The sequence below is a fragment of the Magnetococcales bacterium genome (genome assembly GCA_015231175.1).
In the GTDB taxonomy this organism is placed as follows: domain Bacteria; phylum Pseudomonadota; class Magnetococcia; order Magnetococcales; family DC0425bin3; genus HA3dbin3.
This window is the reverse complement of sequence record JADGBZ010000082.1, coordinates 1-15,285: the sequence shown is the minus strand read 5'-3', so window position 1 is coordinate 15,285 and position 15,285 is coordinate 1. Positions and strand designations below refer to the sequence as shown.

The 15,285-nt window shown below is 58.0% G+C and carries 16 protein-coding genes; 4 read left to right on the top strand and 12 right to left on the bottom strand.

The annotated features are described in order from the left end of the window. Positions 1-184: 184 nt before the first annotated feature. The 3 genes from HQL63_13600 to HQL63_13590 form a co-directional block, all read right to left on the bottom strand. On the bottom strand, positions 185-424 hold the full coding sequence (locus tag HQL63_13600; protein ID MBF0177864.1) for a hypothetical protein: 240 nt from the start codon (positions 422-424) through the stop codon (positions 185-187). A 179-nt stretch (positions 425-603) separates the two neighbouring features. Continuing rightward, on the bottom strand, positions 604-1,149 hold the full coding sequence (locus HQL63_13595; protein MBF0177863.1) for a shikimate kinase: 546 nt from the start codon (positions 1,147-1,149) through the stop codon (positions 604-606). Next, on the bottom strand, positions 1,146-1,349 hold the full coding sequence (locus tag HQL63_13590; protein ID MBF0177862.1) for a hypothetical protein: 204 nt from the start codon (positions 1,347-1,349) through the stop codon (positions 1,146-1,148). The genes HQL63_13595 and HQL63_13590 overlap by 4 nt, the downstream gene beginning before the upstream one ends. A gap of 301 nt (positions 1,350-1,650) precedes the next feature. Here HQL63_13590 and rfbC point away from each other — a divergent pair, with 301 nt between their 5' ends. Beyond that, positions 1,651-2,196, top strand: coding sequence for a dTDP-4-dehydrorhamnose 3,5-epimerase (gene rfbC / locus HQL63_13585; protein MBF0177861.1), 546 nt, complete (start codon positions 1,651-1,653; stop codon positions 2,194-2,196). 716 nt (positions 2,197-2,912) lie between these two features. Here the strand turns inward: rfbC and HQL63_13580 are convergent. The 6 genes from HQL63_13580 to HQL63_13555 are packed head-to-tail and all read right to left on the bottom strand — an operon-like array spanning position 2,913 to position 5,651. Continuing rightward, a complete protein-coding gene (locus HQL63_13580; protein MBF0177860.1) occupies positions 2,913-3,221 on the bottom strand; it encodes a hypothetical protein in 309 nt (102 codons plus the stop codon). Continuing rightward, on the bottom strand, positions 3,218-3,616 hold the full coding sequence (locus HQL63_13575; GenBank protein ID MBF0177859.1) for a HEPN domain-containing protein: 399 nt from the start codon (positions 3,614-3,616) through the stop codon (positions 3,218-3,220). Before HQL63_13575 ends, HQL63_13580 begins: the two co-directional genes overlap by 4 nt. Then, a complete protein-coding gene (locus tag HQL63_13570) occupies positions 3,603-3,929 on the bottom strand; it encodes a nucleotidyltransferase domain-containing protein (protein MBF0177858.1) in 327 nt (108 codons plus the stop codon). Before HQL63_13570 ends, HQL63_13575 begins: the two co-directional genes overlap by 14 nt. Continuing rightward, on the bottom strand, positions 3,910-5,106 hold the full coding sequence (locus HQL63_13565) for a hypothetical protein (protein MBF0177857.1): 1,197 nt from the start codon (positions 5,104-5,106) through the stop codon (positions 3,910-3,912). Before HQL63_13565 ends, HQL63_13570 begins: the two co-directional genes overlap by 20 nt. Then, positions 5,103-5,369, bottom strand: a complete 267-nt coding sequence (locus HQL63_13560) for a DUF2442 domain-containing protein (GenBank protein ID MBF0177856.1) — start codon at positions 5,367-5,369, stop codon at positions 5,103-5,105. The genes HQL63_13565 and HQL63_13560 overlap by 4 nt, the downstream gene beginning before the upstream one ends. A gap of 12 nt (positions 5,370-5,381) precedes the next feature. Beyond that, positions 5,382-5,651: a DUF4160 domain-containing protein gene (locus tag HQL63_13555; GenBank protein MBF0177855.1), complete on the bottom strand. Its 270-nt coding sequence runs from the start codon at positions 5,649-5,651 to the stop codon at positions 5,382-5,384. A gap of 561 nt (positions 5,652-6,212) precedes the next feature. Here HQL63_13555 and secA point away from each other — a divergent pair. Next, entirely contained in the window at positions 6,213-8,912 is a 2,700-nt protein-coding gene (gene secA / locus HQL63_13550; protein ID MBF0177854.1) for a preprotein translocase subunit SecA, read from the top strand. A 199-nt stretch (positions 8,913-9,111) separates the two neighbouring features. Further along, entirely contained in the window at positions 9,112-9,303 is a 192-nt protein-coding gene (locus tag HQL63_13545) for a hypothetical protein (protein MBF0177853.1), read from the top strand. 530 nt (positions 9,304-9,833) lie between these two features. On the opposite strand, the gene HQL63_13540 is transcribed toward HQL63_13545, so the two are convergent. Together HQL63_13540 and HQL63_13535 are read right to left on the bottom strand one after the other, a co-directional pair. Continuing rightward, positions 9,834-10,115, bottom strand: a complete 282-nt coding sequence (locus tag HQL63_13540) for an XRE family transcriptional regulator (GenBank protein ID MBF0177852.1) — start codon at positions 10,113-10,115, stop codon at positions 9,834-9,836. Next, positions 10,099-10,335, bottom strand: a complete 237-nt coding sequence (locus HQL63_13535) for a hypothetical protein (GenBank protein MBF0177851.1) — start codon at positions 10,333-10,335, stop codon at positions 10,099-10,101. Before HQL63_13535 ends, HQL63_13540 begins: the two co-directional genes overlap by 17 nt. Positions 10,336-10,861: 526 nt before the next feature. On the opposite strand from HQL63_13535, the gene HQL63_13530 reads away from it, so the two are divergent. Beyond that, complete coding sequence (locus HQL63_13530) at positions 10,862-13,696, top strand: penicillin-binding protein activator (protein ID MBF0177850.1); 2,835 nt, start codon at positions 10,862-10,864, stop codon at positions 13,694-13,696. Positions 13,697-13,875: 179 nt separating this feature from the next. On the opposite strand, the gene HQL63_13525 is transcribed toward HQL63_13530, so the two are convergent. Then, entirely contained in the window at positions 13,876-15,114 is a 1,239-nt protein-coding gene (locus HQL63_13525; protein MBF0177849.1) for a hypothetical protein, read from the bottom strand. Positions 15,115-15,285 lie beyond the last annotated feature (171 nt).

The window sequence follows — 15,285 nt, the reverse complement described above, 5'->3', positions numbered from 1 at the left end:
GCCATGGCCCCACACTGGGCGCGCTTTTCAGCGCCCAGTGTGGGGCGTATTGCAGATTTTCAAAACTATCCAAACTATCCAAACTATCCAAACCTTCCAAACGGATACACCGTTCGGGATCATCATGACCGGAGGACGATCAAGGCCCAAAGCGTCATGCACACGCATGCACGTCCTGGTCGGCTCACGAAGGGGAGTGGGCATCGACCATCATCATGCCGGAAAGCACCTGCATCCCCGTAGCGGAGCGCACGGCGTCCGGAACCAGACAAAAGGCCACCCCCCAAACCATGGCCAGAGTCACCAGCAACAAGAGCAGAATATCCCGCACCGACCGCAACCAGTAACTTTTCCAACCAGGAAAACAAACGCCCATGATCACTGAAGGCGCCTGAACTCCCTCCTTGCATTGGGTCAACGACATTTCCAAACTCCCTATGGAAAATTGACTCCTCCCACGTCCAGATGATGTCGTTGTACACAATTTTCATGCCATATTGGCAACATCCCGCCACATCAGCAGTCAAAGCCGATAAGAGCCATCGCAAGTGGAGACCCCGTCAAAGGGACAACCTTTTCAGTCAGGGAGCCGACACCCAGGCTTCATTGCCTGGCAATCATCGGAAACATGGCGAGGATCTCCAAGGCCAAATCTTTGCGGGGTTTGCCATCGATGGAGACGATCCGATCGGCGGCCTCTTCGTAGAAGGGCAGGCGTCTCTGCATGGCTTCCAGGGTGGAGTGCCGCGTGGACAGGGTTGGGCGGGTCGGGTCGCCGTGCACCTTTTCCACCAGACGGGCCATATCACCCCGCAACCAGACGATCAATCCACGTTTTTTGAGCAGGCTGATTTTCTTCGCGGCATAGACCTCATCCCCACGGGCATCGATATCGACCACCACGCCACCGCCACAATCGATGATGACGTTGTCCATTTTGGACACCTTGTCAACCACCTGTCGTTCCATCTGGCGAAATGCCCGCCAATTGCCGCCATGGCGTGCCAAAATCTGCGGAATGGTCAATCCCGCCTGCTCATAGGAGATCAACAGATCTGTCGATAACACAGGCCGGTGCGTCAAGGCGGAGAGCCGTCGCGATATACTGGTTTTTCCGGCTCCCCGCATGCCGATCAGGACAACGTTCATGCCGGCGTACCCCGTTTGCGCTGCACTTCCTTCCACCATTTGAGTCCGATCAGGAACAAAGGAGCGCTGTGCATCACCAAATCAAAAATGTCGATGGGCCGGTGCAAGGTGCCTTGCAGCAACATGCGCACCTTCTCCACCAGATGCGGCTCCGGCTGAACCGGGGCTATCCCCAGCAAAACGGCGGCGGCAAACAACATGGGCCAGGAGAGGCGATCCAGCCAGGAACTCTTTTCTTCCGATGACTTGTCCATTCTCTTCCCCTTTCGATACTGTCGGTCATTGCGGGCAGAACGCCCCCTCGTCCTCGTCTACAATGGAAAGATCAACCGATAGATTCGATTTGAGTGCTCCTGCGAGGCACTCTTCGTGAACGGCGACCGTTGCGAGGGCCAATATCGGCGAGGCCGCAAGGAGGGACAAGGAACTTTCATCCGGTGCGATGACCGGCAATGCCCCCAAACCTTGCCCTGCGGAATCGGTTGCGCCAAAATTCCGGCCATGAAATTCATCTCGACCGCCCTGCCTGGTGTCTTCATCGTGGAACCTCGGGTCTTTGCCGACCCACGCGGGTTTTTCATGGAGACCTATCACCGGGACACCTTCCAGATGGCCGGCATCCAGGCCTCTTTTGTCCAGGACAACCACTCCCACTCCCAGCCCGGGGTGCTGCGCGGCCTGCACTACCAGGAACCGTTTCCCCAGGGCAAACTGGTCAGGGCCATCGCCGGGTGTATCTTTGATGTGGCGGTTGATATTCGTCGCAGTTCGCCCCATTTTGGCTGCTGGGTCGGCGTGGAGTTGAGCGCCGCAAACCATCGGCAGTTGTGGATCCCGCCGGGATTTGCCCACGGCTTTTGCGTCACCTCGCCGGCAGGGGCGGAAATTGTCTACAAATGCACGGAAATCTACCGGCCCGAAGTTGACCGGGGGATTGCCTGGAACGATCCAGGCATCGGCATTTCCTGGCCCATTTCCAATCCTCTGCTCTCTCCCAAAGATGTGACTTGGCCCACTTTGGCCCAGGCCTCCTGCCTGCCGGTGTGAAAGGGGTCGCCGCCATTTCGACAAAAAGCCTGCCGAAAGGTGACAGTGAAAGGCAACTGTTCGGAGTCCAGGGGGCTGGCTCCCTGGCTTTGTCCAGGGCAGCGCCCTGGTGGGTCCGGGGCGAAGCCCTGACAAAGGCTTTCATATCCAGGCTTTTCTTGAAAGGGTGCTGAGGGTTCGGGGCGAAACCCTGACAAAGGCTTTCATATCCAGGCTTTTCTTGAAAGGATGGTGAATAGTTACCTTGAACCTTACCCCTGGCATCCACCAGGCCTGCGTCCTTGAGGTGGTTCCAAAGGCGTTTCGATGCCTCAATGCCCATGGACGCGGTTTGTCCATCGGCGTTGGTGATCGGGATGGTCGCAAACACATGCTGCTCCACCATGCCGAAACGAATCCCGGTGTCTTTCTCGATCTCCGCTTGCAGGTTCAGGGCGAACTGCTCGTAGCTCTCGGTGGCAACGACGGTCAAGGTGTTGAGGTCGAAACCACGCAACCGTTCCCCCTGCTGGTTGACGCAAAGGTGCAACCCCCGCCCAATGGATTGGCGCCGCGCCATCTCCGTGCCCATGTCGCGCAGGACGCAGATCTGGAAGACGTTGGGATTGTCCCATCCCTCCCGCAGGGCGGAATGGGAGAAGATGAACTTCAACGGGGTATCGAAGCTGAGAAGCCTTTCCTTGTCACGCATGATCAGGGTGTAGGCGCGTTCGGCGTTAGCCCAAGGCCAGCACCATGTCCAGATTGTAATGTTCAACCTCCCGCACCACGTCCCGAGAGCCTTCCTTTTGAACTGTTCGGAAATACCGAACAGTTGCCTCCGGCTTCAGCTCCCCATCCTCGAAGACATGGGCAATGTGCTCGCTGATGGTTGCCTTGGATTTGCCGAACAGCTCCGTAAGCTGTTTCTGGTTGAGCCACAGGGTTTGATTGTCCATCACCACCTGCAAGCGGGTGCGGCCCTCCTCGGTCTGGTAGAGCAGGATTTCACCGGTGGGAGGCGTGCCCGTGTGGTTGCTGTTCATGATGCCAGTACCTGCTCCGCCCAGGCCACCACGACTTCGGCCTTGCGGACGGCCTCCTGGTATTCGTCCAGGGAGACGGGCGACCCCAAACCGGGGTAGCGGGTTTCCCATGCGAACAAGGTCAGAAACGCGCTCTCCCGCACCGCCTGGGGGATCGCCACGCCTTGTTGGAGCAAGCCGGCAAGCAGCGCGTCCAGGTCATGGGTATATCGAAAGACAAGCCCTTGGTGAAGATAGACCGCCTTGAGCGCCTTTTCCGCAGCTTGTTGGGCATGGAAACAGAGGTCTTCGTAATAGCCGTCTTCAGGCAGGGAGGTTTTGGCGAGGGCCAAATCGCCTCTGGCTCTGGACAACCAAACGGCAGGAGTGCCATGAATCCGTTTATCCGATGGCATGGTAAAGCTCCTTTCCCTCAGCCAGGGCGGGGGCGATGATGAGCGAAGGGTTTTGCCCATACTCCCTGACATCACTCTCCGTAACAACAACGATATCTTTTGGAACAGACAGCCCGGACAGAGCCATATACACAGTTCTGGCTACTTGCCGATGATGGATGCCATCAGGCATGACCACCAGAAAATCCACATCGCTGTCCGGCCCCATCTCACCCCGCGCCGCCGATCCGAACAGGATAATGCGCAGGGGGTGCGCCACCTCGACAATGCGTCGGACCATCTCATTCAAAATGTCAGGATCGGGTGTTTTCATGGCACTCCCCCTCACAGGCTGCGAATCCCGGCCAGTTCGCTGGCGGGCAGGTTTTGCTCCAGGATGGCCGCCAGATTGGTCTTGCCCACATCGTCGAAGGCGCTGTCCCGGAAGACGAAGGCGGTGGAGACTGCCGGGGCCAGTTCCCGCCGCCAATCCAGGAGGCCCTGGGCCGGGGTTCCACCTCCTTGCGGGTGATCTCCTCGGCCAGACACACCAGCAACGTCCCCCCGCCGATGGCGTGGACCGCCTTTCCGGCCATGGTCCGGGTCGCCATGGGCACGGTCAGTTCCAGCCCCAGCTTGAGCAGGAGTTCAAACAGGAGATCCTGTTCGGAGCGATCCGGAAGGATGTGATCGACGTGATCCAGCATGGTTCGGTTCAGGTCTTCCGGGTTGGAATCCCAGGGTTTGAGGTTGCTGGCGTCCAGCTTGAAGACGCGGAAGCCCCGGTCCTGTTTGGCTCCGTCGTTCAGATCAAGCTGCCCCGCCTCTTCGGCGTTGAGCTTTTTGATGACGCGCCGGATTCGCTCCTTGGTGACCTCGGCGATGGTGGGGTATTCCTTTTGACCGGTTGGTTCGGGCAACTGGACCAGGATGAAGCGACGGTTGCCGCCATCCTGCTTGTTCATGTCAAGAACTGTCTTGCCTGTTGAGCCAGAACCGGCAAAGAAATCAACTACCGTATCCCCATTATTTCTTAGCAGGAACGAAAAAAATGTAGTAAGAAGCCTAACTGGTTTTGGGTTATTAAAAACCTTGCCTGCCTCAGGGAAATCTTCTTTTAGGTCATAAGCTCCAAGCCGACCATCGAGTTCGAAGACGCTCGGCAGTTTTTCCTGATAGTCCGCAGCATGAACTTTTAGCTCTATTATCTTTGTTTCATCCTCACCAAAAAGCACTTTACCATGATCGAGAAGTCTATCCATCGTTTCTTTTGGGAAACGATATCCCATTTTAAACAAAACATCTTTGATATCAGAAGTAACGGTTTTCCATTGAGCTTCCAATGCTTCTTTTTCTCTTGCAACTACAAGCACATACTCATGCTCTGTTGCAATATTTGTCGGATTATTGTCAGTTGCATTCCTCCAAACAAGGGCCTTGAGCCGCTCGACATTCTCGGACAGCAGGTTGGCGCTTTGCATGTCGGGGTCGTTGGGGGTCAGTTTTTTCATGCGTCTTTTCCCTCGCAAAGGGATGAAGAGAGAGGAACGCTTTTCAGATAGAGTGTATCCGGGCTGAAATCCTGGCCGCGAGGCCAGGCCACGAACCCGGACACCGCCCGAACGGATCTGAAATAAGCGGCATCGCGCAACTCCTTGAAGATACCCTTGTCCAGATAAGGCGACACGTCGAAGCATCGGCGCTCGCCATTGGCAAAGGCCAATACCAGGGAGGGTGGTTCACAGGCTTCCACGGCAACAACTCTTGGGTTCAACATGGCAATTTCTCACCTCAGCGGTTCGATACGGAAGACCTCGCTCCCTTCCATGGCCAATTTCCAATCGGCCAGCAACTCTTCCCGGTGCAGTTCAATCCAGGCCTGCACCAACCTGACTTTTTGACGCGGCAACTCCCCCACCAGGATCTCGCCATCCTCGATGCAGAAAACGGCATTCAACTCGCCGAACTCCACATGGATATGCGGCACATGATGTCGATCCGCGTCGAAGAAAAACCTGCGAATGATCAATCCGTAAAACATCGAAATGACAGGCATGGCTCCTCCTGATTATAGCGTGTTGACAAGGCTGTTCAATCGCTCTTCGCCATGGTTCGGGTCGCCACGGGCATGGTCAGTTCCAGCCCCAGTTTGAGCAGGAGTTCAAGCAGGAAATCCTGCGTCGATCTTCCCCACGGTGAATGCCTCCGGGAACATGGCCCTGAGCTGCTCAACGTTCTCCGCCAGCAGGTCGGCGCTTTGCATTGCGGGGACGTTTGGGGTCAGTTTTTTCATGAGACGCTTTCGTCAGAAGTGGTCTGGGAGAGAGGAATGGCTCGATATGGACTCAGAGTGATCGCATATAAAATAGCATGTCGCTGACCCATTTTTTTGAAAACCTGCCATGTGTCTGCCTTTTGGCGCAAAAAGACACGCCAAAAGGCAGACCAAGGCCCGCTCCCAGGGCCTTTTTTGCCAACGGCGAAAGCGATCATGGCCTCGGGTGGGTCCATGCCAGATGCGATTGCCCTGGTGAGCTGCGCTTGTTTTTGGACACCTGCCAGGGGTCCATGTTATAAGGGGGGTTTGTCCCGCTTGAACCTGAAAGGATTCGACCCCATGTTTGGTGCCATCGTCCGCAAGATCTTCGGATCCAGAAATGACCGCTATCTCCGCACCCTGCACCCCCTGGTGAACCGGATCAACGATCTGGAACCGGAAATCGCCAGGCTGGACGATGCGGAGTTGCGCGGCAAGACCGGGGCATTCAAACAACGCCTGGAGCAGGGGGAACCCCTGGACGATCTGCTTCCCGAAGCTTTTGCCGTGGTCCGGGAGGCCAGCCGACGCACCACGGGTATGCGCCATTTCGATACCCAACTGATCGGCGGCATCGTCCTGCACCAGGGCCGCATCACCGAAATGAAAACCGGCGAAGGCAAAACCCTGGTGGCGACCCTGCCGCTCTACCTGAACGCCCTGACCGGGCGTGGCGCCCATCTGGTCACGGTCAACGACTATCTGGCCCACCGCGACGCCGAATGGATGGGCATGATCTACCGCCATCTGGGCCTCTCCGTCGGCATCATCGTCCACGGTCTGGACGATGACGAACGCCGCCAGGCCTATCAGGCCGATATCACCTACGGCACCAACAACGAGTTCGGTTTCGATTATCTCCGCGACAACATGAAGTTCACCCTGGGGGAGATCGTCCAACGGGCTCCCCACTACGCCATTGTGGACGAGGTGGACTCCATCCTCATTGACGAGGCCCGCACCCCTCTGATTATTTCCGGTCCCACCGAAGACAACACCGATAAATATTATCGTGTCGACCGGTTGATCCCCGGCTTGAGAAAAGAGGCCCACTACACCGTCGACGAAAAGGCCCGTACCGTCACCTTCACCGAAGAGGGCAACGAGGTGATCGAAACCCTGCTCCGTGAACACGGTATCCTGCAAAGCGGCAATCTGTACGACCTGGCCAACGTCGAGAGCGTCCACCACGTCAACCAGGCCCTGCGTGCCCACGCCCTGTTTGAAAAAGACCGGGATTACATCGTCAAGGATGACGAGGTGGTGATCATTGATGAGTTCACCGGACGCATGATGCCCGGTCGCCGCTACTCGGATGGTCTGCACCAGGCCCTGGAAGCCAAGGAACATGTGGGGATCCAGAACGAATCCCAAACCCTGGCCTCCATCACCTTCCAAAATTTATTCCGCATGTATGCCAAACTGGCGGGCATGACCGGCACGGCTGATACCGAAGCCACCGAATTCCAATCCATCTACAACCTGGAAGTGGTGGTGATCCCGACCAACAAACCCATGATCCGCGTCGATCACGACGACGTGGTTTTTCGCACCCTGGAAGAAAAATATCATGCCATTTTGGAGGAGATCGCCGATTGCCACCAACGCGGCCAGCCCGTCCTGGTGGGAACCATCTCCATCGAAAAATCCGAAGAACTCTCCCGCCGACTGAAAAAACATAAAATTCCGCACAATGTCCTGAATGCCAAATTTCATGCCCAGGAGGCCGAAATCGTGGCCCAGGCGGGGCGTAAAAACATGGTGACCATCGCCACCAACATGGCGGGACGGGGTACGGATATCCAGCTGGGTGGCAATGCCGAGATGCGCATGCGCAAGGAAATTCCGGCTGATCTCCCTCCAGAGGAACGCAAACAACGGGAAGCTGCCATTCGCGCCGAGTGCGAACAGGAAAAGGCCGCCGTCATCGCCGCCGGCGGCCTGCACATCCTGGCAACGGAGCGTCATGAGTCCCGCCGGATCGACAACCAGTTGCGCGGACGTTCCGGTCGTCAGGGAGACCCCGGCTCCAGTCGTTTCTACCTCTCCCTCCAGGATGACCTCATGCGCATCTTCGGTTCCGAGCGCATGGACGCCATGCTGGTCAAACTCGGATTGCAGGAGGGGGAGGCGATCATCCATCCGTGGATTAATAAAGCGATTGAATCAGCTCAGAAAAAGGTGGAAGGTCGCAACTTTGACATCCGCAAGAATCTGTTGCGCTTCGATGACGTGATGAACGAACAGCGCAAGGTGATCTACGAGCAACGGCGCGAATTGATGGAGGCCGACGAGATTGCCACCTATGTCGGCGAAATCCGCCAAGAGCTGCTGGATGGGCTGATGACCGACCATATCCCCGATGCGGTCTACCCCGACCAATGGAAGGCACGGGAGTTTGCCGACGCGGTTTTCCGCCAGTTTGGCGTCCAGGTGCCCGCTGAAAGCTGGAAAGAAGAGGAAAACGTTACCTCCCAGGTGGTGCGGGAACGAACCTCGGAAGCGATCCAGGTCCACAACCAGGAGCGGGAAAATCGTATTGGCGTCGAACTGCTGCGCTATCTGGAAAAATCGGTCCTGCTGCAAATTCTCGACTACCTATGGAAGGAACACCTGCTCAACATGGATCACCTCAAGGAGGGCATCCACCTGCGGGGCTACGCCCAACGCGACCCCTTGAACGAATACAAGCGGGAAGCGTTCGAGCTGTTCGATGGCCTGATGGATCGGATTCGCGCCGAAACCGTGGAAGTCCTCTCCCGGGTCGAAGTCCATCAACCCGAGGAGGTGCAGCGCCGCGAAGAAGAACTGGCCGCCGCCCGGGACCGGCTGTTGGCCATGCACTCCACCCATGCCCCAACCGAAGATGTCAGCCAGGACGGAACCCACTCCGAAGAGAACAAAGTGCCCTTCCGCCGGGCTGAAGAAAAGGTGGGACGCAATGCCCTTTGCCCGTGTGGCAGCGGTCGCAAATACAAGCACTGCTGCGGCAGCCTCTGAACAAAAAAATGCCGGTAACTATGCACCCCACCGGGCAACGCATCGGGGTCCAGGGGACTGGCTCCCTGGCAGGGCCTTAGACAGCGTCCTGGTGAGGTTCGGGGCTGAGCCCTGACAAGGGCTTTCGTATCCAGGCTTTTCTTAAAAGGGTGGTGAATGGTTGCGTCAATTTTTCACGTCGCCATAGGGTCGGTTTCTCATGTCGCCTGTTTCACCCAATTTTTCTTTCCTGGCCCAGCACGACGCGATGTTGTTCCGCTATGCCACCCAGGCCGAGCGGTATCTTTTTGACGATCCCAATACGGCCCTGTTCAAGATTCGGGTAGTGTCTCACGGTGACCCAATCGGCCTTGCTGGGAACGTCACCCACTCCCGGGTTGACCAAATATGATCAGCAAGGCCTGCGGACATGGCAGGCGTTCGACCTTTCCACCTCCCCAGCTCATCCTTGACCCGTAATGTCCGAACTGGCCAGCAGAAGTTATAGCTGTATCCCACGAAGAACGTCGTGGCGTCATAAACGTCCAAGTCCTTGGAAAATTTTAATGTTTTTCGCCCCTTGCGGCCATTTTGATTCCGATCAGTGCCATTATGGCGTTCAACGAAGCTGGGGGAAATTGCGACCAGTTCATCATGGACCTGGAACCCATGTTTCCCAGCGAGACGGGCATACCGGACAACCGTATTGGACGTTACGCAGACCAGTCATCCGGTACTTCGAACTCCACAGCCTTCTGAGGTTCCCTTTCCTGCGGACCCCCCATTTGGACAATCCGGATTCTGACAGCAAGAATCCTCCGAGGGGCGCATAATTCTTTCCTTACATGGTGAGATGACCGTGTTGGAAAAATCTGCGCCTTGTCATCCCGATAGGTCAACAGGAGACACCACCGGAATTGCAGCGGGGGCGGTGAGGTGAGGTTACGCCAACTCGATTCTGAGCTGCCTGCCGACGGCATGCGCCAAGCGTTCCATCGATTCCAGAGTGATGGCGGTGTTCTCCGGGTCGAGCAGCCGGTCCAGTTGCGAGCGGCTGGTGGCGAGACGCTTGGCCAGAGACGCCTTGTTCATGCCGACTTCCTTCATGATGTCTGCAAGCTGCAAGGCAAAGAGCCGTTTCTGGGCCCGGGCAGAAACCTCGTCCAGGATGCCTTCCTCTTCCAGAAAAGCGTTAAAGGAACTTCCCCTATGCGTGTTCATCATGCAACTCCCCGAAATATTGGCTCTTCCGCTTGCGGGTTAGCTCCAGTTCCATCTTGCGGACCCAGGGCATTCCCAACGGCCAGCGGAACTGCACCAGCTTGATATCCTCGCCGACCGCCTTGCGATCCTCGATCCCCAGGGCGCGCAACCATTCGCGCACCGGTTCCACGCCGGAGCCAGTGCGAAAAAAGATGACTTCGAGGATGGGATATCCGTTCATCGATTGCATGTACCATATGAGGTACATAGAAAGCAACAGGAAACGCCATGAGGCGCTGGTCTCCGACCTTTCTGTCAATCAGATGATCTCAATGAAATCAATATGTTGCTTTTTTCCCGGAGCAGCGGCAACTGGTTGATTTTATTGAATTCCCGTTTTCATTGGAATAGTCCGAGCCCAGTGCCCTCCGTCCTGGACCTGCCAGGGAGCCAGCCCCCTGGACCTCGATTTTGTGGCCGGGTGGTGACGGGTTTCGCCCGGCATGGTGTGCCGCAGCCGTTGCCACTTGCCACACAAAGTTGTACAAAGGCTTCGTTGGATGGTAACTGTTCAGCACCCTTTCAAAAAAAGCCTGGATATGAAAGCCTTTGTCAGGGCTTCGCCCCGAACCCCACCAGGACTCTGTCCTGGACCTGCCAGGGAGCCGGCCCCCTGGACCCCGATTCGTGGTCGGGTGCTGATTAGTTACGTTGGATGGTCTGTTGCTGGCGTGCCGGTCGATTCATTTTTTGCGGGAACAAGAACCATGTCCTGGAAAACCCCATACGGACCGGAGTGGTGGTTGCGTCTCCTGATCCTCTTTCTGGTGGGGGGATTTCTTGCAGCTTGCGGCATGGTCGCTACCCGTACCCCGCCCCAAACTCAGCAGACCGTGGCAAAATCACCGGTTGCCAAACCCAAAATGGTGGCGGAACCGGTCGTGCCACCCGAAGAGCCTTCTGCGCTCCCCCCCCGGGCGGGTTCGGTCCGGGTGGAACTCGCTCCTGCCCCCCCCCCTCCCGTCAGGACCGAGAGCCTGGATGCCTGGCAGGAGCGGCTGGAAAAATATTTCCAGGGCAGCGTCTCCGCCAGCCTCTCCGAGGAGATGTTTACCCTGAAGCGGCATCTCTCCTCGACCCCCCTGGATCCGGACATGGAGCGGATTCTCCTGGCGACCGCCGGCCTGTTCGACCTGAATCGTCTCGCTTTCTCCCTGCAACAACAACAACCCGGATCCTCCCTGACCCCTGCTTTGCAGGTAGCCCTGGGTGACAGGTATCTGGCTGCGGGGGACGTGGAAACCGCCCGCTCCCTGTGGCAACAAGCCACCCTGGCGCATCATGCCGTGCAAACCGTCACCGAGGCGCAACGCCGCCTGCAAATCGCGGCCACAGAGGGCCAATCTTTCCGGGTCGGCTTGCTGTTGCCGCTCAGTGGCCGCCATGCGGCGTTGGGCATATACCTCTTGCGGGCGGCACAAATGGCGTTGGCCGATTTCCCAGATGTCCCCCTGGAGCTGTTGGTCGAAGATACCGCCGGAATCACTGAGACCGCTCTTGCCGGCATGGAACGTTTGGCAGCACAGGGTGTCAGCATTCTCGTCGGTCCGGTCTTTCTGGCTCCGGCCAAGGCGGTCGCCGAAGCAGCCCGCAACCGGGGCATACCCATCATGCCCTTGAATCCCCACCAGGATATCCTCCAGGTCGGTGATCCGGCCCAACGGGCCTATCAGGGAGCGCCGTCGCGTGGCAACCCCCACCCGGATGTCCTGTTGAACGCCTTTCTCCCCGAACAACAGGCCGAAGTGATCGCCCGTTTTGCCGTGCTCGACAAAGGTCTGCGCCGCTTTGCCATACTGGCGCCTGCAACGCCCTATGGCGAGTTGACCGGCAAGGCTTTTACCCAAGAGATCTTGCGCCAGGGTGGTTTCGTGACCCACATGGCCGCCTTCCCTGATGATAGCACTGATTTTACCCAGTGGATCAAAATGTTGGGAAATGATTTCGAGGCTGTGTTCATTCCCGCCCGTGCCGACCAGGTGCGCCTGATCGCACCACAGGCTGCCAATTCTGGCGTTGGAACACCTCGGGTCACCTTTTTGGGTGCAGCCTTGTGGAACAATCCCAGCCTGTTGCTCGCCGAAGGGACAGACTATCTGAATGGATCGCTCTTTTGTGATACCGATCCTCTGCTGCGCAAGCAGTTCGAGACACGTTACCAGCAACTTTGGGGCAACCGTCCCCCGGCTCTGGCCCAACTGGTCTATGACAGCCTGGCCATTCTGGCTCAGGCACAACGGGATCAACGCCTGGGTGGACCCAACTGGCTCCAGATCGTGACGCGCCGCGAAGGGTTTTACAGCAGCTCGGGGCGTGTCCGCTTCCTGAAAAGCGGCCTGGGACAACGGGAATATCACATTTTTCAAGTCACCCCGCAGGGCATCCAGAATCTGACGCCGCAGCCCGCAGCCCCACCTGTTCTGCCCCTTCCTGCCCAGGAGAGACCAGGTTCCGTCCAGTCTCTGGATGCACCGGGTATTGGATCTGCACCAGAAATGGCGCCCGGTGTGCCCAATCCTGAGCCCGGAGCCGTCGCGCCAGCGCGCCAGCCTGGTGCCGGTGCGGGTGCCGGTGCGGGTGCCGACTCCGCGTTCCCTCCACAGTTGCCGTATGCCGGGCCAGGCGTCGCATCCCCATTCCGGATACTCCCTGGATCCGGGGCCGCGCCCGACTCCCGCACGGCTCCCGCGTTCCGAACCGATCCAACGCCGCAGGTTTCTCCCCCCGGGGTCCAACCCTGGTCATCGCCCGAGGGGTCGAGCCCCAGTCCCGGCTCCCGGTTGGGGGTGCAGCCGGGTGTCATGCCGTCGCCGGCCTATGGCCCGAAAGTCCCGGTCGCGCCTGGAACCAGCATCCTCCCCTCCGCCAGGTCGGGAACCATGCTACCTCCTGTCCATGGCCCGGGCGTGTCTTCGGCGCCCCAGACCGCGCCTTTCGCCCCACCAGGAGGAGTGCCACCCATCCGCATGCCCGATGCTTACGGCACGCCAGCACCGATGCCTCCTCCCGATTTTGAACCCGGCTACGCCCCCTCCCGGGGTGTAGCTCCCAACACCGATCTGGACCCTGACGACGATATGGACAGCGAAGCTGGCCCCGGATCCCCTCGGCCTGTGCCGGCGCTGCCACCCGGACCGGGTGCCGCCTCCGGCCCGCCATCCTTCGCACTGCCCTCTGGAGCGGCAGCCCGTCAGGTCAATCCCGGGTCGGAGATGGTCCGCCCCCCCTCGGGAGCGCCATACCCCGGGGTCTCCTCGGGGGTGCCATACCCCGGGGCCGGAAGTGGCTCCGCAACGGCACACCCCTATCTGGGGCCAGGGGCGGTCCAACCTTCCCCGGTCCGCCCCTATTCCGGGTTGGGCGCCACCGGCCCAAGCGCCACACGCCCCGGCAGCCCACCTGTCCAGCCCTATCATGGACCAGGGGTCGCCGAACCGGCGCCCGGCACGCCCTTCCCGACGACCGGCTCCGGGCGCAGGCCCACTCCAACCAGCAGGCCGGTCGACAAGGCGCTCTCCCCGGACTCGGTGGATGCCTACTAGTGGCTCAACCGTGTTGATTTGGTGTGCAGGCAAGCCATGAATCGGGGTCCAGGGGGCTGGCTCCCTGGCGGGTCAAGGGCAGCGCCCTGGTGGGGTTCGGGGCGAAGCCCTGACCAAGGCTTTCATACCCAAGCTTTTCTTTTCATACCTAAGCTTTTCTTGTCATGTCGGCTGGTCCACTAGCTCTTCTCGGGCTCCGTCGTCGCCTGTTCATCGGACAGGAGGTTGGTGACAATCCATTTGTAGCGGGCCTGGGTGACACGGGTTGCTTTTTCGATTGCTTCGGCATCTTTGGTCAAATCCCACCCCTCTTTGCCCAGGGTACGCAGGGACATGAGCTTGCCCTTTTTTTTGATGTAGGCCAGGGCGGTCATTTTTTTGGACATGGAGTTGGCCGGCAACCGCTTGTAACCCCTGTACAGAATATCCTCGTTATCCAGTTTGATGAGCCCCAGGGCCAGAATCTGGCCGGCCATGGCATCCGCCTTGATATAACGGGCAGCGTCAACCATATCATGGTTGCGGGTGGATGAGTCCGCACACCGATGCACCAGTTTACTGACAACGATCTCCGCCGACTCGCATTTATCCGGCAAATATTTTTCGAGAATGGAGATCAGGGCTGGAACGTCGATCATTTTGCACAGGGTTGCAGCCACCAGTGTGGAGGATTTCGGGTTATCCTTGCAGGCCGTCAGGCCCCGCACCAACGGTTCCACCTGGATGCCTTGGCGGTTGATGAGACCGGTGGCCAAAATGACGGAGCCCGGTGAAAGGGGGTCGATCAGCTTCATGGCATCGAGAATCTGGTCGATGGATCCCTTGCCGATCACCTCCATGCTCCAGATGACTTCGGCTTCATCCTGGTTTTTTGGGGCGCCGGCAATGGCGCGCAGGATATGGTTGACCGTTCCTTGCTCCGCTATACCCTGCGCCAGGAGGCGCATGGCCTTCGGACTGGCTGTGGCAAACTTCAGAGATTCCACCAGTGGGTTGATGCCCTTGAAAGAGACGATCTTCTGGACCAGGAAATCAACCAGGTCCGGAAATTTGTGAACTTTGCTTAGGGACTCCGTCAAATGCATGGCTTTGGTCTCGCCATTGTTCAGAATGCCGCTGATCAAGACCTTGACCTTGATGGGATCTTCCAGGACCAGGGAGAGTGCCTCCACCATTTTTCCAACTTCACCAGATCGCGCCAGCTCTTCCACATCGATCTTGCTCGCCTTGCTGGCGGCGGTGGGGCGTTCCATCTTCTTTTTGGGTTTCGTCGCATCATCGCCACTGGACGCGCTGGTCGGGACAAATCTGTTATCCAAATTTTCCAGGGCCTTGGCAGCATCCTCACCCAGGGTGTCTTTGAGCGTGGCGCGAATCTTTGCCAACTGATCGGCAGAATAGCGGTCCCGTTGCGACATTTTAGCGGTATCCTCTCATGGCAAGATCAAAAGTAACTATTCAGCACTCTTCCGAAAATCGTTTGACATGGAAGATTTTGCGTCATTGTTCAGCACCTTTTCAAGAAAAGCCTGGATATAAAAGCCTTTATCAAGGCTTCGTCCCAAACCACACCAGGACTCCATTCAAGG